Raw genomic sequence first — 18720 nt, 5'->3', positions numbered from 1 at the left:
AGTCGTTCAATCAGGAGGAATCAGTATGACACAAAAGAAGCTGTTTGCCCATCCCCCGCTCTTGATCCGCATTGCCCGCATTGCTGCCATTGCCTACGCTCTTTTCCTCGGCATGTTTGCTCTGGATGTGTTTGAACCCGGACTATCGACCGGCCAAATGATAACGGCCCTGGGAATGCATCTGCTGCCCAGCCTGGCGATAGTATTGTTTCTCTGGATCGCCTGGAAGAATCCGCTTATCGGCGGAATGCTATTCATCCTGGTCGGCGTCGCTTATATCATTGAAGCCGGGGGGCAGGTATTTCTCACCTATTTGTTGATCGCCGGAATTCCCATTCTAATCGGAATTTTCTTTTTGTTGGGATACCGCCAGAACAGACGGATATAATCTTCCACCCAATAATTTGTTATTTTATAGAGGTGAAACATTGGTTTCAAACGTTTTAATTTCCCACGCCGACAGTTATTTGAGCAAACTGTGCCTGGAAATTCCCGGACGGGTGGTCGGCAGTCCGGGCAACCACGCGGCCAGTGCCATCATCCGCGAACAACTGGAGCAATACGGCGCGCTCACGACAACACAGCGCTTTGACTGCCTGGATTACCGCAGCGGTGACATCCGCCTGACGTGCGGGCGGGAAAGCTTCAACGCGCTGATCAGCCCCTATTCCAATCGCTGCGACATACAAGCCCCACTGGTTCAAGCGACCAGTCTGGATGAACTGCGCTCAGGCAATTTTCGCGGCAAGCTGCTGCTGCTCAGCGGCGAGATCACGCGCGAGCAGTTGATGCCCAGGAAATACGTGTTCTATAACCCAGACACACACAAGGAAATCCACCGTCTGCTCGAACAGCAGCAGCCGGCTGCCATCATCACCGCCACGGGCCAGAATTCCGAATTGGCGGGCGCGCCTTATCCCTTCCCCATGATCGAGGACGGTGACTTCGACACTCCGGTTGCCTACCTGACCGACATTGAAGGGCAGCGCCTTGAAAAACATATTGGACAGCCGGCACATTTGTTCATGGACGCCCAGCGCATACCTTCCTGGGCGGAAAACGTCAGCGCTTCCTTCGGGCCTTCCGGACAGCAGCGCTTCGTGGTGTGCGCCCACCTGGACGCCAAAGAAGGCAGCCCCGGCGCGGTGGATAACGCCGGCGGGATCGTCACTTTGCTGCTGCTGGCAGAACTGCTGCAGGACACACCGCGCTGCCCCTCGATTGAAATCTTAGCCATCAATGGGGAAGACCATTACAGCGCAGGCGGCGAGTTGGCTTATCTCAAACTGCACGAAGGCAAACTGAACCAAATCCGATTGGTGATCAATATCGACGGCGCCGGTTTCCTCGGCTACACCAACGCGCTTTCGTTTTACGGCACCGAGGCAGCTGTGGAAGAAACTGCCAGGAAAGTAATGGAAGAATACCCCACGCTGGCAGTTGGAGAAAGCTGGCCGCAGAGCGATCACATGGTCTTTGCCATGAACCAGGTACCTGCCATGGCCATCACTACACAGGGATTCGCCGAAATGGAGAAACAGGTCGCGCACACCGCCAAAGACCATCCGGATATCGTGGATACCCCGCAATTGGTCGAAGCAGCCCAATTTATAAAAGAATTGATGTTTAAATTGGATAAGAGCCATATATGCTGAACAAGATATCTGCCTGGTTGTACCGCTTCTCAACCATTAGTTTTCTACTCATCAGCACAATCGTTTTTATGCTCTTCCTTGTCCTGGTGATGCCCGGCCAGACCGCAAAAGCCGCTGTTTACAGCGGCGGGGTTGGCATGCCGGATATGACTGTGTTTTACTCAGCAAGTGATTTGCGCCACATGGCAGAAAGCTACGGCGAACAAGGCCGCCAGGCTTATATCCACGCGCGTTTCACTTTTGACCTGGCCTTTCCACTGGTATACACCTTTTTCTTGGCCGTTTGCACCAGTTGGATGCTGGGCCGGCTGATCCCCTTGAGCAGCAAATGGCGTTTATTAAACCTGCTGCCGCTGGCAGCCATGTTGCTCGACTTTCTGGAAAACATCTGCGCGGCGCTGGTAATGGCTGCCTACCCGGCCAGCCACTCGCTGGCAGCCCAGTTGGCCGTCATTTTCACACCGCTAAAATGGTTGTTGGTAGGCGCTGCATTCCTGTTATTGATCGTGGCCAGCCTGCTGGCCGGGTTCAGATCGATCCGGGGACGAAAGAAAAATTAACCCAAAAGGAGCGGAATCTCTCATCCGCTCCTTTTTTTTATTCGGCAGTGCTTATGCGTTTAAATAAACCTGCTCGTTTTTTATAAGCTGCTCTTCCATTAAATTCACCGCTTCTCCAAGGGTTTCCTTGTCAAAAGCTAATTTGGCTCCAGCCGCGCGGAACAACTGCGGCAGGCTGGCTGTCCCGCCCAAAGCCAGGGCATGCCGGTATTGCTCAACAGCGGCGTGCTGGTCTTTAAGCGAATTGCGCCATACCTGCACCGCGCCCAGCAGCGCCAATCCGTAATCCACATAATAGAAAGGCACGTTGTGGATGTGATCCTTGCGCTGCCAACCGGTCATCATCACATCCTCGTATCCGCTCCAATCGATCTCCGGCCGGAAGCGGCGTTCCAATTCGGCCCATTTGGCATCGCAGCGTTCAGGCCGGCTGCCCTCTTCCGGATTTTCATAGACCCAATGCTGGAAAGCATCCACAATCGCCATATACGGCCAGAAACGCATGTCGGACTCGATGTGTTCGGCGCGTGCGCGGGCCGCGTCAGTTTCCGAATAAAAACCGCCAAATTCCCGGCTGATATAAGGCAGGGTGAGATATTCCATTGCCATGGAAGCCACTTCGGCAAACTCCGTCGGCACATTGCTTTCACAATACTGCTGGAAATACGTCAATTGGAAAGCTTCGTAGGCATGAAAAGAATGCCCACCTTCGTGCAGCAGGGTTTGCACGTCATCATGGATGCCGACCGCGTTGGAGAAAATAAGCGGCCTTCGCGCGTGTGAGAAGTACGTCGTATAACCGCCGTTGGCTTTGTTCTTGCGGTTGTCCAGGTCCAACAGCCCTTCCTCTGCCATTTGGTTAAAATACTCTCCAAATTTTGGATGAACGTGCGTGAAAACCGCAGTGGTTTTCTTGATCATGTCCTTCACATCCGCAAAAGGTTTGAGCGGGGGTTGATTGGATGGATCCACAAACAAGTCGTAATAGCGCGCGCTTTCAATCCCCAGCGCCTGCTTACGGCATTCGGTGACACGCCCCACCGCGGGGACGACCACATCTTCGATGGCCTGATGGAAAGCCTTGCAGTCATCGGGTGTGTAATCAAAGCGGTTGTACAGGCGCCAGCGGAACGTGCGGTAATCCGGCAGCTTGGCGTTGGCAGCCACCTGCTGGCGCAGTTTCATGAAGCGCGTCCACTGATCGTTAATTGCTTCGCGATCCTGCAGCTGGCGCTCGGCCAGCAATTCCCATCCCTGACGGCGCGTCTCGCGATCGGTTTCCCGCAGCACAACTTCCATTTGACGCGCGGTCTTTTCCTGGCCCTGCCAGGTCAACGTTTGGGCACCAATGACCTTATCATGCTCGCTGTTGATCTTTTCCTCCTCCACAAACAAAGGAAGATTCTCTTCGCAATACAAATCCACTTCCCCCTGCATATTGCGCCGCGCAATCTCAAAACCATCCACTTGCAGACCGCTGGCCAGGAATTTTTCCTTCATCTTTTGATCCGCAGCCTGCCAGTTGGGATAGAAATCGCTCATATATTTTTCAAAGCGCTTTTCCGCTTCAGCGTCAACCGTGTTGGTGGAAACCGCCACGTACAAGCGGTTATAAAACTCATCACTCCATTCGCTGAGTGTGGTCCAATCTGCCAGCCATGTTTTTAGATTATCCTGATTCAGTTCCTGCGCAATCAGCTCTTGATAAGCAGGTTGAAAATCTTTCCATTCCATCCGCAATAATTCCTGCGGACCGGAAATATTCAATGCGTATTTCATTTATTGCCTCTTTGAAATTTTGGATTAATTATAGAATTGATCGTTTTTCCCGGGTACTTCCTTTATCCGCAAATCATGCCGTTATCAGAAAATCAAGCGAAAAAGTGGTGCCATGGCCTTCCTGGCTCTTCACGCGGATTTTGATATTGTTCAGTTCCGCCAACCTGGATGTAATGGCCAGGCCCAGGCCGATGCCGCGCGGTTTGGTGGTGTACAACGGTTCAAAGATCTTTTTCAAATCTTTACGAGAAATACCCACACCCGTATCCGTTACCGATACGGTCAGGTTGTCCCCACGAACGCGAGCGGAGATATTGAGTTTTCCACCCTTAGGCATAGCTTCTATTGCGTTGGAGATCAGGTTGGTAAATATCATTTCAACCTGCTGCCCATTCACTGTCGCCTTCGGTAAATCTGCCGGGAGCATATTTTCAACTGTCACATTTTTCGGGACGGGAAGTTTGGCAAGCAAAGCGGCCATTACTTCCGAAAGCGCGGCAGGCTCTTTTTCAGTGGGTTGGATGCGGGAATAATTCAGCAGATCGTTGATAATAGAGGAGGCATTGTGGGTTTCAGTCTCGATCATTTCCACATATTCCAATAAATTTGCGTCAGATTTGGGCAAAGAACTCTTTAACAGATAAACCACATTGGAGATCACTGCTAACGGATTGCGTAATTCATGCCCCACCCCGCCGGCCAGTTCTCCCAGGGTAGCCAATTTCTCAGCGCGGATTAACTGCGACTGCGCATCTTTCAAATCGCGGGTACGTTCTTCCACCAAATCTTCCAGATGGCGGCTCTGATCAGCAAGTTCTTGTTGGATCGCTTTCAAGTTGCTGATATCCTGGATACCGGCCAGTGATCCGCGGAAATTGCCTTTTTCATCCACCAGCGGTGTCACACCCAACTGTACATCAATCAGGCTGCCGTCCTTGCGTATAAACTGGGTTTCGTATTGCTCGCTAATGCCTTGTTTACGACGCAAATGATGACTTCGCACATTGTCCGCTTCGTCAGGTACGATAAAATCATAAACTGAATGGCCAAGCATCTCCTGAGGTGTATAACCCAACATTTCAACTATTTTCGGGTTCACGTAAGTTGTGACCAGATCCGCGTCAGCCTCCCATACGCCTTCATTGAGCGTGCTCACCAGGTCGCGGTAGCGTTTCTCGCTATTTTCAAGATCCTTTTCCACCTGCAACCGCTCACGCTGCTCCTCCATAAAACTGCCAATCAACATGGTAGCCAATGGAAATACTACCAAATAGGGTACAAAAACCTGCCGCACAATCAGGATCGCGATTTCCCGGGGGAAGGTAAAGAACCACATTGCCAGGATCGCATGGACGCTTAAGCCAAACAGGAATAAGCGTCCGCGGGTCAGGTGGGTTACCTTTCGGCTGATTGCGCGTCTATAGATAATTCCGGCCATACCGGAAATTATGATCGACCCGATCCCGGTAAACAACCCTGCGCCGCCCAAGTAAACACGCCACAGGGCGGCGATAACACAGGCAATCAAGGTCGTTGGGCCACTGGTAAAAAGACCGGCCAGGCTTAGGACAACCGAACGGCCATCAAAAATAACCCCGGGCTGCAATTCCATGGGGATGCTCATGGCTGTTACTGCTACCAACCCATACAGCAAGCCCAAGGCCATGCTTTGCAGCGGCTCTCGTTTCAGCCAGCGCAGTTGAATATTATTGCTCAGGATACTGAGCACTAAAAGTAAAGCCGCATTATCTATAAATTCGATAAAGTTCATAAAATCTCTTTAGTATCAGTATTTTTTAATACCATTGTTAAAATATTAGCACGCTTTCATTTGTATATTAATTCTCTTCTTCATCAAATCTTCATGTGCCGGACATAGTCTCTTCAATTGCATGAAATATAGTCAGGTTATCAAAACATGAACGGAGAAAAGAACATGAAGAAAATCATTTTGTCCACTTTGCTGCTGATCAGTATTCCTTTTTCAGTAGCTTGCAGCAATATCCCAGACGCAGCGGTGTCTGCGCAGCCTAACCATTCAACCGTGGAACCGGCGGCGCTTGTCTTGGAAAACACACCGGGTGCAGCTGCTGTTACCGGAATCTTGAGCGACCAGGAAACCACCGACCTGTTGTATATGCGCGAAGAAGAAAAGCTGGCGCATGATGTTTATATTAATTTATATGACAAGTGGGGACTGCCGGTCTTCAGCAATATCGCCTCCAGTGAGAGCACCCATACCGCCAGTGTCCTGACCCTGCTGAATCGCTACGGCATTGCCGATCCGGCCCTGGGGTTGGCGGAAGGCCAATTCCAGAATGCGGACTTGCAGGCACTTTATGACACATTGACCAAACAAGGCAGCCTTTCGCTGGGGGATGCCTTGAAGGTCGGCGCGGCCATTGAGGAAATTGACATCCTGGACCTGCAGGACACCATCGCGAACACGACCCAGGCCGATATCCGCTTGGTATATGAGAATTTACTGGCGGGTTCCTCCAATCACCTGCGCGCCTTTGTCAACACCCTGCAGCAGACTGGTGAAACCTACCAGCCGCAGTACCTCTCCGCTGAAGAATATCAGGCCATTCTGGCAGGCGCGAATTCCAACGGCATGGGCTATGGCGCCCAGGGACAGCCCGGCGGACGCGGCCAACGCGGTCCGAACGGCAACTAAGCCTCTAAAATAAAAGGGTTGCACTACACAAACTCAGGCAGCCTTTTCAAACGCAGAAAGAGCAGCCACTTGGCTGCTCTTTTATTTTTCCAAATTCTTCGTTACAAACCCAGTTTAGTGCTTTTTATCCACCCTTTGGGAAACGGCCGGTTGGGATCGGACAACACTGCCATGGCCTTCCTGGCCCGTGTTTGAACCGCGGCTCCAGGGTCGTTTTCCAGGCGCTGGATGGAGGCCGCAATCTCTTGATGGTACTGTGGATACTTTCTGGAAATGATGCACAAACTGCTGATAGCCCAGCCTTTCGTGAAAGCTTTGGGATCTTTTAGCATACCTAAAAGAATAGGCAGCATTTGAGGAATATCTTGCTCGTATAGCGCCATATCTCCAAACAACATGGCCGCATGCATGCGCGCCAGCATGGTTTCTTCGGTATTCAACAGATTGATAACCTGGGGAAGATAGGGATGTACCAATTCCGGACGTGTGCGGGCGACCTTTTCCATTGCGTCCAAAGTCCTGCCGCGCACAAGCGCATCCGCGTGCAACAGTCCTTCCGCCAGGTCGGCCATCAACTGCCCGTTTTGCAGAACAGCCTGCGCAGCCTGGTCAGCCGCGCCGTCCGAGCGTAAATCCCCGCCAGTCAACCAATCCACCAGACGAGCCATAATTACCCGATTAGGTCTATCGTGAACAATCCCGCGCAGCCATACAGCGGGCTTTGTTCACCCTTTTCAGCCAGCACCATCTCCGGCAGCGGGAACAATTGCAGGCGTTCCCGCATGATGGGTTTGACGCGCTCCAACAGGAAAGGCCGCTTGGTAATCACGCCCCCGCTGAACACGAATAAATTCACCGGGTGGAAAATGAGGGTATTAAGAATGGTTTGGGCAGCCTTCTCGACAACCAGGTCCCAACCCGGGTCGTCATCCGAGACGTCGCGCATGTCTCTGCCGAAATAAGCCTGCAAATTCGCGCCGCCCAGGTAGGCTTCCGGGCAGCCGCGCTGACCGCAGCTGCATAGTTTTCCGCCCCATTCCATGATGTGATGGCCGTTCTCAAACGAGAACATGAAATAGCGCTGGGAGTCAATGCGTTTAATATCGCCGCCGCCCACGCCGGTGCCCCAAATAAAGTACACAAAACGGTCATGGCCGCGTGCCGCGCCGTACAGGGCTTCGCCGATGGCCGCGCCCTGCACATCGTGCACCAACTTGACCGGTACATTAAAACGGTCTTGTAATGTTTGCTTGATGGGTTTTTGACTCCACTGAGGCAGGTTGTTGGCGGTGGTCACCATGTCATTTTCATCGATGATGCCGGGAAAACAGGCGCCGATACCCTGGATCTCCTGTCCGGCCGCTACATCGCTGATGACATTTATCATCTCCTGAATACCCACTTCGTAATCCTGTGGAACCGGGTGGGATTCCAGTTTTACGATGCGCTCACCCCCATCCAAATCCATTAACGCAACGCGCATATTCGTACCGCCAACATCAATCGATATGTACATAGATTCTCCCTTTTTTAAATTGTTCAACGAAAGAATTGATTATAACTTTTCCAAACTCACATAGTCAGGATATCAATCAAGCTATATAATCTATAATACTAATTCTAATTAATGATTCAAAATATTTCTCACACACATACCTTGTTCTTGAAATCCTTCCCTTACTATTTAAAAGTGACCTATGAACATGATCAAGCATTTTTTCATCGGATCTCCTATACCTACTTTAGAACAAAAGGAAAACCGGCTTAATAAAGTCCGCGCTTTAGCTGCTTTTTCACCCGACGCGCTTTCTTCGATTGCTTACGCGAATCAGGAGATTTTTTTAGCACTGGTGGTAGCCGGAAGCAGTGGATTGTCACTAAGTTTCCCCATCGGTTTAGCGATCACTGGATTATTAGTGCTAGTTGCCCTTTCCTACTTCCAAACAATCCAAGGATACCCCTCCGGTGGTGGCTCGTACATCGTAGCACGAGAAAACCTTGGTATCACACCTGGTTTGGCAGCAGCCGCTTCATTGTTGGTCGATTATACTTTGACAGCCGCTGTCAGCTTGACAGCAGGTGTTGCTGCAATTGCTTCCTCATTTCCGATTCTTTGGGAATATCAAACTCCTTTAGCGCTTTTCTTTTTACTTGTTATTACGATTATCAACCTGCGTGGAATACGGGAAACCGGTACAGCCATGGCCGTGCCGGTTTATCTGTTTCTGGTCACTTATCTTCTGATGTTAGCTTACGGGGTAATTCAGGCATTACTTACAGATGGTTTTGTTACTGAATTCAATACTTTACCTGCCTCCAAACCACTATCAACTTTACTGATTTTAGAGGCATTTTCCGCCGGGTGTACTGCACTTACCGGAATTGAAGCCATTAGTAACGGCGTTCCCGTATTTGAAAAACCGGAGGTGAAAAATGCCGGGAAAACTTTGTTGATAATGGCTTTTTTGATGGCACTTCTATTCGTAGGATCCATTGGATTAACGCAATTCCTTAACGTTTTACCGGAAGGACAAGAGACCATCCTCTCTGCATTGGCACACCGCATATTAGGCAATGGGTTTGGATACATCCTCATTCAAATCAGCTCCACCCTTATTCTTGTTGTAGCTGCCAATACCAGTTTTGCGGGTTTTCCCAGGCTTGCCGCAATTCTGGCAAGTGACGGTTTTCTTCCAAAACCATTGACCCAATTAGGTGATCGCCTTGTTTATTCGTACGGCATTGTCACCCTTTCCGCTCTTACCGGTTTATTGATCATCCTTTTCAAAGGGGATTCGCACGCATTGGTGCCTTTATTCGCCGTTGGCGTATTCGTGTCTTTTACGCTCTCACAATCAGGGATGGTATTGCACTGGTGGAAAACACGAGGAAAAAATTGGAAGTTAAAACTAACCGTAAATGGTATTGGAGCTATTGCGACGGGTTGTGCTACCCTCGTCATCGGAAGCACCAAATTCCTCAAAGGAGCTTGGATTAGTATTCTGCTCATTCCATTGATTGTGCATATGTTTTACAAGGTTCGTGACCATTACCAGAGTACCGCTGCTCAACTTTCTCTATCACGTATAAATCAAAAGAGGAAAAAAGAAATTCAAAGTTTCTCATCATTACGCGTTGTATTACCAATATCCAGCCTGCATATTGGTATTGTAGAAGCTGTTAAGATTGCCAAACAAATTTCCGATAATATTCAAGCTGTCTATATTGAAATTGAACCCGATTCGGGTATCGAGGTAAAAGAAAAATGGGAGAAGTATTTTCAGGAAATACCCTTGGTGATTTTGCCATCCCCCTATCGTTCAATCATTTCGCCGTTGTTGGATTACCTTGATAAATATGATCGGGAAAGCGCAGATAACCAATTAGCTGCTGTAATTCTGCCGGAATTAATTCCAGCAAAACGTTGGCACCAAATTCTGCATAATCAATCTGCTCGCTTGATCAAATCCAGTTTGCTTTACCGGCGGCGGAACCTGGGTTTCCAACGGGTCATCATCGATGTGCCCTATCATCTAAACGAATAAAAAAATTGCCTTCCGGCAATTTTTTTAATTTCTGTGGAAATGATCTAGTAATCGACGGAAAAGAACATCGCGCGCAGAATAATGTAGATAAAATAGAGCCCCATCAAATAGAAAGCGTGGCCTTTCTTAAGCTTGCCTTTGGAGAACCACAGAATCGCCCACAGGATAATTCCGGTCACCGTTTCCCAGGGCAAATCCCATTCAATTAATGGATTAGGCACTGCGTAAGTGGAAAGCAGCGCGCCGCCGCCAATGGCTACCAACGGATTGGTAATGTTGGATCCCACCAGCGTGCCCAGCGAGACGCCGTTCTCTTTGTGGCGTACACCGGCCATGGCCGTAATGAACTCCGGCATAGCGGAAGCGATGCCCAGGGTAACCACACCGATCAGGGAACCGCCGATGCCCGTGCGCACCACGATCAACTCGGTGATTTTGAGCACATAACCGGCATCCACAACCGTAACACCCAGCATCAACAGCGCGATGGCCGCGTCGATCAGGACTTCTTTGCCGTTTTGCGGAACGTTCTCGGCAATTTCTTCCGAGACAATTTCGTTGTCTTCTTTTTTATAGTGCTTGCGTTCGTCGATATACAGGTAATAAGTGTAAACAATGAATGTGCCGAACAGAATGGCGCCATCCAGGCGGGAGTAAGAACCGTCCAGGCCCATGACGATGCACATAACAGTCGTGCCGATCATGGGAATCATGCTCTTCCAAAGGAAATAGCGCCGGAAGTAAAGCGTTCCGGAAAGCAGGACCACCAGACCCATAATCAGGGTTTGCTGAACCACATCCGAACCGATGTTGGAGCCCAGTACAATGGCAGAACCAATTTGGTAATCCAGCGTACCGTTGAGGATGTGCGCAGAGGCAGTCAGATGTGAAGTGATCTCCGGAATGCTGGTTGCCAGCGAGAACACAGTCATACCCATAAATGTGGATGACAAATTATAGTAGGCTGCAATCCCTACCAATTTTTTTACGGAAATGTTTGCGCTGATGACCAGCACAACAATTGCCGCAATTCCAATGATTGCTATAACAGGTGTTGAGTAGAATTCCATTTTTTTTTATTTATCCCATAAAAGTTGCACGGCGATAAAGTATATCTGAACCCGACCGGTTGTCAATATCTAACAGGTGGTTTTAATCTGTTATTAATCTCGATTTATCTGCCCGCTGAGGGCAGGAAAACGGTTTTTTTGCCAAAAATGGCAGGGTCATGGGATTAAGGCCGGCATATCCATTATCAAGGGGAATCCATTTTGATTAAGAACATGGAATTCGAATGCGCTGCGCGGCGCCGCTGCGTTTTCTTCCGCGCCGCAGCAGGGACCCAGCGAGAATACTTGTCCGTCATTTTCCCGGAACTCCACTATGAATTGCATTTCCTCTTCCGAGACCTTCGTGCGCTCGATTACCCGCCCAACCGGCAGGCACACCAATCCATTCACTTCACATCCGGCCTGCCATAAGCCCGCCAGATCGTCCGGGTCGTTTTGCGGATTCATAGCCCGCAGCTGCTCGTAGCTGCCGCCATACAGCTGCGCAGCCCTCTCATAATTTCCATCGGAAAGTGCCTGAATAAAATCGATCAGGGCGCTCTCGGCAGTGCTTATAGCGGCCGTTGTCTGCCGCGGTGTGCAAGCCAATAAAGCGAAACAAAGCAGGACCAGGCCTGCCAATGCGCGTTTCATTACCTTTATTATAGGCTGGGGGACTGCTTATGCCAATCGGTCGCCAGCTGGTAAGCATGCGCCATGCGGAAGAGAGTGCTTTCCTGGAACGGCCGGCCCATCAACTGCATGCCGACCGGCAGATGCTGGCCGTCGAAACCGACCGGGAAGGCCAGGCCGGGCACGCCCGCCAGGTTGGCCGGCAGGGTGAAGACGTCTTCCAGGTACATGGCCAGCGGGTCGTCGCCGTGGCCGCCGATCTTGAAAGCCGTAGTGGGGGCAATCGGCGCCGCCACAACATCCACCCGCTCAAAAGCCTGGTCGAAATCGGCTTTGATGAGCGTGCGCACTTTCTGCGCCTGCCCGTAATAAGCATCGTAATAACCGGCCGAGAGCGCGTAAGTGCCCAGCATGATGCGGCGCTTGACCTCGGGGCCGAAGCCCTTGCCGCGCGATTTGGAAAACATGTCGATCACGCCGCCGTTTTCCTCGCGCAGCCCGAAGCGCACGCCGTCGTAGCGCGCCAGGTTGGCGGAGGCTTCCGCCGGGGCAATCAGGTAATAAACCGGCAGCGCATACTCGGTATGCGGCAGGGAGATCTCTACAATTTCAGCACCCTGTTCTTTTAGCACGGCAATAGCCTCGCGCACCCGCGCTTCCACTTCCGGCTGGATGCCTTCGATGAAATATTCCCTGGGCACGCCCACGCGCAAGCCCTTGATATCGGAGGCTTTCGCGCAACCGGCGTCTTCCAAAGGACGGTCTATGCTGGTGGAGTCGCGTTGGTCAAACCCGGCCATCAAGCGGAAGATGATTTCCACATCTTCGGCGCTGTGAGCCAGAACGCCTGCCGAATCCAGCGAGGAACCGTAGGCAATCAGGCCGTAACGCGAGACGCGCCCATAAGTGGGTTTGATGCCGGTCACGCCGCAGAAGGAAGCCGGTTGGCGCACACTGCCGCCCGTGTCGGTGCCCAGCGCGGCCGGCGCCAGGCGCGCAGCCACTGCCGCGGCCGATCCGCCGCTGGATCCACCCGGTACACACTCGGTATTCCAGGGATTATGCGTAACGCCGTAAGCTGAGTTCTCAGTGGAAGAGCCCATGGCGAATTCATCCGTGTTGGTCTTGCCCAGCACCACCATACCCTCGTCCAGCAAATGCTGTACAGCCGTGGCGTTGAAGGGCGGAACGAAGTTTTCAAGGATCCTGGAGCCGCAGGTAGTGCGCACGCCGTTCACCGTCAGCACGTCTTTGATCGCCATCGGCAGGCCCAACAGGGCCGGCATGCTTGCGCCGTTCTTTTTCAGTTGGCTGCGTTTTTCATCCGCCGCTTCGGCCATAGAAATAGCCAGCTCAGGCGTCAGGGTGATGAAGGTGTGCAGCTGCGGTTCAAGCTTCTCAATGCGGTCCAGATACGCGCGGGTCAGTTCCAGGCTGGAAACCTGCCCATCGTTCAGGGCTTGCAGCGTTTCTTTTAAGGATAGGGTGTGTAAAGCATCCATGAGGGTTAATCCAGTACGGGGGGCACCCGGAATTGGTCCTTTTCGGCAGACGGCGCGTTCTTGAGTGCCTGTTCGGTGGTCAGCCCGTGCAGAGCTTCATCTTCGCGCAAGCGCGCCAAGGGCGGCTGCACCACGGAAGCAGTCTTTATTTGGCTGGTATCCAGCGCCTGCAGCTGGGCCACGTGGTCCAGAATATCGGAAAGCTGCTGCTGGTAGCGTTCTTTCTCTTCCTGCGTTAATTCCAGGCGGGCTAATAGGGCAATATGTTCAACTTCTTTGAGGGTCAGCGTCATGGTCGCAATTATAACAAAGGGCGCGCCATCCGGCGGTTTTTTCAGTGACTTTAATCCCACCCCGCCGCGTACCAGCGCAGGTAGGTCTTGACGTTAGCGGCCCAATAGGATTCCACATGCGCGCCGTCGTAGACGTGCCATTCAAAAGGCATGCCGTAATCTTCCAGCCGCCCGGCAAAGACCTTGGCCGCGTCGGCAATGAAGTCCATCGTGCCCACGTCGATCCAGATGCGCGGTTTTTGGTCCTCCGGGATCTTCTGGAACCAAAAAGGCGACTCATTGAAATCGCCGCGGAAAGGCGCCAATGAGTGCCCGCCAATCGCGCCGAACTCGTCCCAATAGATCAGCCCGGTGCGCATGGCCCAGGCCGCGCCGCGCGATAACCCGCCGATGGCGCGATATTGACGCTCGGCTTTAGTACGGTAATATCCGTCAATCCAGGGCACCAATTCCTCCGCCAACGCCGGACCATATTTGGAAGTCCACTGGTCGATCATGTAATTGGATTCTTTGGGCATGACGATGATGAAGGGCTGCACTTCCCCATCGGCGATCAATTCGTCCAAAGCTTCATCCGCGCCCAGGCGATCCCACTGGTCATCATTGAAGCTCTGCCCGTGCAGGAAGTACAGCACCGGATAGCGCGTGCTTTCGTCGAAATCGTAGCAGGGCGGCAGGTAAACGCGGAAGGACAGCGGGTGCGTCATCAGCGTGGTTTGGATTTCATGGAATTCAAAACGCCCGCGCGTTTCCGTACAGACCGGGATCGGCGTGGGGGTAGCCGTGGGCAGAGCCGTTGGGGTGAGGCTGGGTGCCGGGGTGGTGCTGGGCTGTGCCACAGCAGCGCCAATGTTCTGGCAAGCTGTCAACCCAAGCAGCAGCAACAGCAATACGCCGCGCAGGTATTTCATTGCTCCGGCTCCATCTCTTCCCAACCGGCCGCGTACCACTGCATATATTCGCGCATATGCGCAAACCAATAATCGGTATTATGGCGCCCATCGTTCAGGTGCCATTCATGCATAATGCCTTTTTCATTCAAGACCTGCTCCACCCGGTAAGCCGTTTTAACTTCCGGGTCAAAGCGGCCGGTGTCCAGGTAAATGCGCGGCGCGCTGCCATCCGGGATTTCAGCCAGCCAATCCGGCAGGTCGTCCAGGTCGCCTTTGAAAGTTGGCAAGCTATGCGTGCCAAAGGAACCAAACAACTCCCAATGCTGCAAGCCCAGACGCAGCGCCCAGGATGCGCCCCGGGAAATACCACCCAGTGCGCGGCAGGCGCGCTCGGTGCACACGTTGAAGGTCGTGTCCACAAAGGGAATAACCTCATCCGTGAAGACCTCTGGATAATTGGTCGTGTCGGGCTGGCGGTAATAGAACTCTTCATAGGGCATGACCATCAGGAAGGGCTGCGACTGGCTGCTGCTGATCAGTTCATCGGCGATTTGTCCGGCCTCCAGGTCCAGCCACATTTGGTCGTCAAAGGTCTGCCCATGCAGCAGGTACAGCACGGGATAACCCTGCGCGCGCGCTGCGTCGTAGCAGGGCGGCAGGTAGACGCTGACGTAAAGTTCACCGTTCATTAACTCGGAATCCAGTTTGTAGTATTTGACTTCTCCGGTGCCGGCGCAGGTACCGCTTAAGGAAATCTCTATTTGGGGAGAGGGTGTCGCGGTGCTTTGGGGCGGCCGGCTGACTTCCACCGGCGGCAGGGTTGGCCCCGGAGTCCGCGTCGGCTGCTCAACCGGCAGTTGCTCAACTGCCGGCGACGGCTCGCCGCAGGCTGCCAGTCCGATAGCGAAAAGAATAAGCATTGCAAAAATGCGGATGCGTGTTTTCATGAGAGGTTATCCTGTTTAATATTGTACAGGCATTAAAACCCCGTTCCTTGACGGCCGGGGCAGGAACCGATTATACTCTAAGCGCCGGGGTGTAGCGCAGTTGGCAGCGCGCTGCGTTTGGGACGCAGAGGTCGGCGGTTCGAGTCCGCCCACCCCGACCATTTTGTTTATGATTGATACGCGGGCAGGAATGCCCGCGCTACGTTTAAATCATCCTTCGTGTGTTTTATGTATTTCTTGGTTAAAAAAAATCAGCGCACAGAACAATGCTCCACAAATACCCCCAGCTTCAGCGCTACATCCTGCAGCCAATCACTATCCTGTGTACGTAACGCTGGGTTGACTCCCTTAGCATCGTACGCATTCAGTTTTTGCAGATAGTACTTGCGCGCGCCACGGATGTCCTCCCCAATCGCCAGCAGGTCTTCCTCATCCAGCAGCTCGCAGTCAACCGTGGTACGGAACTCGTAATCCACGCGCCCTTCCAGCAGTAGGGCGATACTCGCGCGGATGGGTTCCACCGGCAGGTCCACCGCGCTCACCCGCGCGTATTTCGCCAGCGGGGCCTTGATATCCATGGCCACGTAATCCACCAATCCGCCGACGATCACATCCCACAGCTTTTCCGGGAAGCTGCCGTTAGTGTCCAGCTTTACGGCAAAACCCATGCGTTTAAGCTTTACCAGCAAATCCGGTAAATCGGGTTGCAGACACGGCTCTCCGCCGGTAACCGTCACGGCGTCCAGCAGCCCGCGCCGGTTTTCCAGAAAAGCCAGCGTATTCTCCATTGAGATTTTCTGTGTGTATCGCTCCGGCCAGACCAGTTCCGGGTTATGGCAGTATGGACAGCGAAAATTGCAACCGCGTGTGAACAGGATCGCGCAGGTCTTGCCGGGGTAATCCGCCAGGGAAAACTTTTGCAGCCCGCCCAGGATCATACCGGCACAGTGTAATGCTTGCGGATTTCAAACTCGGCTTTTTTACCGTCGTTCCACTGTTTGACCGGTCGCAGGTAACCCACCACGCGTGAATACACTTCGCAGCTTTCCCCGCATTGTTCGCACTCTTCCACCTCGCCGTCCAGGTAACCGTGATTGGGGCAAATGCTAAAACTGGGCGTGAGTGTGAAATAAGGCAGGTGATAATTCTCGCAGATCTTGCGCACCAGGGTTTTTACGCTGGCCGGATCGCTGACGCGTTCACCCAGGAAGAAATGCAGCACAGTCCCGCCGGTGTAGCGCGATTGCAGCGAATCCTGCAAGTCCAACACCTCAAAAATGTCCTCGCTGTAGTTCACCGGCAGGTGAGTGGAATTGGTATAGAAAGGCTGCGCCACCTGGCGGCCTTTACCGTTGGCAAACCAGCAATCATCAAAGGCCTGCTGGTCCAGCAGTGCCAAGCGGTAGGAAGTGCCTTCGGCCGGCGTGGCTTCCAAGTTGTAATTGTTGCCGGTTTCCTCCTGGAAAGTCAGTAGCTTTTCGCGCACGTGATCCAATATCTCCTCGGCAAACTGTTTGCCTGCCGTGGAACCGATGTTCTTGCCCATCAGGTTCAGCAAAGCTTCGTTCATACCGATCACACCAATGGTGGAGAAATGATTTTTCCAGTATGAGCCGGACTGGGCCTTGATCTGGCGCAGGTAATATTTCGTATAGGGATAAAGGTTGCCTTCAGTATAGCGCTCCAGCACTTTGCGCTTGATCTCCAGGCTGTCGCGCGCCAATAACAGCAGATCGTCCAGGCAATTAAAGAACTCGGTTTTATTCAGGCTTTCATGGCCGATGCGGGCCAGGTTGACCGTCACCACGCCGATCGAGCCGGTTAGCGGATTGGAGCCGAACAGCCCGCCGCCGCGCTTGCGCAGCTCGCGGTTATCGATACGCAGCCGGCAGCACATCGAGCGCGCATCTTCCGGATTCATGTCCGAATTGATAAAGTTGGAAAAATACGGCAGGCCGTAACGCGCCGTGGCTTCCCACAACTGCCCGATAGATTCACGCTCCCAATCAAAATCTTTGGTGATGCTGTAGGTCGGAATGGGAAAAGTAAAGACGCGCCCCTTGGCATCCCCCTCAACCATCACCTCCAGGAAGGCGCGGTTAAACATATCCACCTCCTCCTGAAAATCCCCATAAGGCTCTGCCTGTGGCTGGCCGCCGATGATAACCGCCTGCTCGGCATAATAGGACGGTACGGTTAAATCCATAGTTACGTTGGTGAAAGGTGTTTGGAAACCCACTCGCGTGGGCACGTTGATGTTGTAAACGAATTCCTGCAAGGCCTGTTTGACTTCTTTATAGGTCAAACCATCATAGCGGATAAAGGGCGCTAACAAGGTATCGAAATTGCTAAAGGCTTGCGCGCCGGCGGCTTCGCCCTGCAGGGTATAGAAGAAATTAACCGCCTGCCCCAGGGCGGTGCGGAAATGCTTGGGCGGCCGGCTGGATATCTTGCCTTCCACACCGGTAAAGCCCACGCACAACAGATCATATAAATCCCACCCCACGCAATAAACTGACAAGATATTCAGATCGTGCAGGTGAAAATCACCCTTAAGGTGCGCCTGGCGGATGGGTTCCGGGTAAACGCGGTTCAACCAGTAATTCTTGGTAATCTCGGAGGAGACGTAGTAGTTCAAGCCCTGCAGCGAAAAGGCCATATTACTGTTTTCGTTGACCAGCCAATCCGTTTTTTTCAGATATTCCTCGACCAGGCCGTTGTTCATTTTGATGGCGGTTTCACGCAGCTGCTTGTGCTGGTCGCGGTAGAGGATATACGCTTTGGCGGTTTTTTTATAGCGCGAGCTGAGCAGAACGTCTTCCACAATGTCCTGGATCTGCTCAACACCCGGAATGACTTCCTCGATCAGCGTCCGTGCCTCGAACATCACCTGTCCTGTCAGCACTTCCGCTTCAGCCTGTCCGAATTCACCTGTGGCTTTGCCCGCGTTAAAAATGGCACGGGAAATTTTTTCAGCATCAAAAGGCACAACCTGCCCGTCTCGTTTTTTAATTTGATTAAACATTAAACCTCCTTGTGATTGCCATAGAATAAAAACATCCGGCGTCAAAGCCGGACATTTGGTCCAAATAGCCTGACGCGAGCCTGCTAATTCTGGAGTATTGGTACAGGATCGGACTCTAACCGTTGCGCGACAGTGCCGGATTTTCACCGGTCTTCACCGTAC

At 52.4% G+C, this 18720-nt stretch carries 17 protein-coding genes and 1 tRNA gene; 6 read left to right on the top strand and 12 right to left on the bottom strand.

All coding sequences use genetic code 11. The features are described 5' to 3' along the window. The first annotated feature begins 25 nt into the window (after positions 1-25). From Pelsub_RS01780 to Pelsub_RS01770, 3 genes are read left to right on the top strand one after another with little or no spacing between them, the layout of a single operon-like run. Entirely contained in the window at positions 26-388 is a 363-nt protein-coding gene (locus Pelsub_RS01780) for a DUF7670 domain-containing protein (protein ID WP_116225363.1), read from the top strand. 40 nt (positions 389-428) lie between these two features. Next, complete coding sequence (locus Pelsub_RS01775; RefSeq protein ID WP_116225362.1) at positions 429-1655, top strand: M28 family metallopeptidase; 1227 nt, start codon at positions 429-431, stop codon at positions 1653-1655. Continuing rightward, positions 1649-2215: a hypothetical protein gene (locus tag Pelsub_RS01770; protein ID WP_116225361.1), complete on the top strand. Its 567-nt coding sequence runs from the start codon at positions 1649-1651 to the stop codon at positions 2213-2215. The genes Pelsub_RS01775 and Pelsub_RS01770 overlap by 7 nt, the downstream gene beginning before the upstream one ends. A 51-nt stretch (positions 2216-2266) precedes the next feature. On the opposite strand, the gene Pelsub_RS01765 is transcribed toward Pelsub_RS01770, so the two are convergent. Both Pelsub_RS01765 and Pelsub_RS01760 read right to left on the bottom strand, forming a co-directional pair. Beyond that, positions 2267-3994 carry a M3 family oligoendopeptidase gene (locus Pelsub_RS01765; protein WP_198418380.1) on the bottom strand — a complete coding sequence of 576 codons (1728 nt, stop codon included), beginning with the start codon at positions 3992-3994 and terminating at the stop codon, positions 2267-2269. A gap of 73 nt (positions 3995-4067) precedes the next feature. Further along, the gene (locus Pelsub_RS01760) at positions 4068-5765 is read right to left on the bottom strand and encodes a PAS domain S-box protein (protein ID WP_116225360.1); all 1698 of its coding nucleotides are present in this window, start codon (positions 5763-5765) and stop codon (positions 4068-4070) included. 165 nt (positions 5766-5930) lie between these two features. Between Pelsub_RS01760 and Pelsub_RS01755 the strand changes: the two genes are divergently transcribed. Further along, positions 5931-6671 carry a DUF2202 domain-containing protein gene (locus Pelsub_RS01755; RefSeq protein WP_198418379.1) on the top strand — a complete coding sequence of 247 codons (741 nt, stop codon included), beginning with the start codon at positions 5931-5933 and terminating at the stop codon, positions 6669-6671. A gap of 101 nt (positions 6672-6772) precedes the next feature. On the opposite strand, the gene Pelsub_RS01750 is transcribed toward Pelsub_RS01755, so the two are convergent. Then, positions 6773-7339 (bottom strand): hypothetical protein, encoded by a 567-nt coding sequence (locus Pelsub_RS01750; protein ID WP_116225358.1) that lies wholly within the window; start codon positions 7337-7339, stop codon positions 6773-6775. 2 nt (positions 7340-7341) lie between these two features. Beyond that, positions 7342-8187: an ROK family protein gene (locus Pelsub_RS01745; RefSeq protein ID WP_116225357.1), complete on the bottom strand. Its 846-nt coding sequence runs from the start codon at positions 8185-8187 to the stop codon at positions 7342-7344. 181 nt (positions 8188-8368) lie between these two features. Between Pelsub_RS01745 and Pelsub_RS01740 the strand changes: the two genes are divergently transcribed. Then, positions 8369-10216: an APC family permease gene (locus tag Pelsub_RS01740; protein ID WP_116225356.1), complete on the top strand. Its 1848-nt coding sequence runs from the start codon at positions 8369-8371 to the stop codon at positions 10214-10216. Between the two features lie 44 nt (positions 10217-10260). Here Pelsub_RS01740 and Pelsub_RS01735 read toward each other — a convergent pair whose 3' ends face one another. The 6 genes from Pelsub_RS01735 to Pelsub_RS01710 all read right to left on the bottom strand — a co-directional run bounded on the left by Pelsub_RS01735 (position 10261) and on the right by Pelsub_RS01710 (position 15533). Then, entirely contained in the window at positions 10261-11286 is a 1026-nt protein-coding gene (locus Pelsub_RS01735; RefSeq protein ID WP_116225355.1) for a sodium:calcium antiporter, read from the bottom strand. A 156-nt stretch (positions 11287-11442) separates the two neighbouring features. Continuing rightward, positions 11443-11919 carry an outer membrane protein assembly factor BamD gene (locus Pelsub_RS01730; protein WP_116225354.1) on the bottom strand — a complete coding sequence of 159 codons (477 nt, stop codon included), beginning with the start codon at positions 11917-11919 and terminating at the stop codon, positions 11443-11445. A gap of 8 nt (positions 11920-11927) precedes the next feature. Continuing rightward, positions 11928-13400, bottom strand: coding sequence for an Asp-tRNA(Asn)/Glu-tRNA(Gln) amidotransferase subunit GatA (gene gatA / locus Pelsub_RS01725; protein ID WP_116225353.1), 1473 nt, complete (start codon positions 13398-13400; stop codon positions 11928-11930). A gap of 5 nt (positions 13401-13405) precedes the next feature. Continuing rightward, on the bottom strand, positions 13406-13753 hold the full coding sequence (gatC, locus tag Pelsub_RS01720; RefSeq protein WP_198418378.1) for an Asp-tRNA(Asn)/Glu-tRNA(Gln) amidotransferase subunit GatC: 348 nt from the start codon (positions 13751-13753) through the stop codon (positions 13406-13408). After that, on the bottom strand, positions 13744-14604 hold the full coding sequence (locus Pelsub_RS01715; RefSeq protein ID WP_116225352.1) for an alpha/beta hydrolase: 861 nt from the start codon (positions 14602-14604) through the stop codon (positions 13744-13746). Before Pelsub_RS01715 ends, gatC begins: the two co-directional genes overlap by 10 nt. After that, a complete protein-coding gene (locus Pelsub_RS01710; RefSeq protein ID WP_116225351.1) occupies positions 14601-15533 on the bottom strand; it encodes an alpha/beta hydrolase in 933 nt (310 codons plus the stop codon). The genes Pelsub_RS01715 and Pelsub_RS01710 overlap by 4 nt, the downstream gene beginning before the upstream one ends. 85 nt (positions 15534-15618) lie before the next feature. Between Pelsub_RS01710 and Pelsub_RS01705 the strand changes: the two genes are divergently transcribed. Further along, positions 15619-15694 (top strand) — tRNA-Pro (locus tag Pelsub_RS01705). A 90-nt stretch (positions 15695-15784) separates the two neighbouring features. On the opposite strand, the gene Pelsub_RS01700 is transcribed toward Pelsub_RS01705, so the two are convergent. Next, positions 15785-16471 (bottom strand): anaerobic ribonucleoside-triphosphate reductase activating protein, encoded by a 687-nt coding sequence (locus Pelsub_RS01700; RefSeq protein ID WP_116225350.1) that lies wholly within the window; start codon positions 16469-16471, stop codon positions 15785-15787. Next, complete coding sequence (locus tag Pelsub_RS01695) at positions 16468-18558, bottom strand: ribonucleoside triphosphate reductase (RefSeq protein WP_116225349.1); 2091 nt, start codon at positions 18556-18558, stop codon at positions 16468-16470. The genes Pelsub_RS01700 and Pelsub_RS01695 overlap by 4 nt, the downstream gene beginning before the upstream one ends. Positions 18559-18720: the final 162 nt, after the last annotated feature.

The organism is Pelolinea submarina (assembly GCF_003966975.1).
Classification (GTDB): Bacteria; Chloroflexota; Anaerolineae; order Anaerolineales; family Anaerolineaceae; genus Pelolinea; species Pelolinea submarina.
Note: the sequence above shows the minus strand (reverse complement) of the source record. Positions and strands in the feature narration are given on the sequence as shown.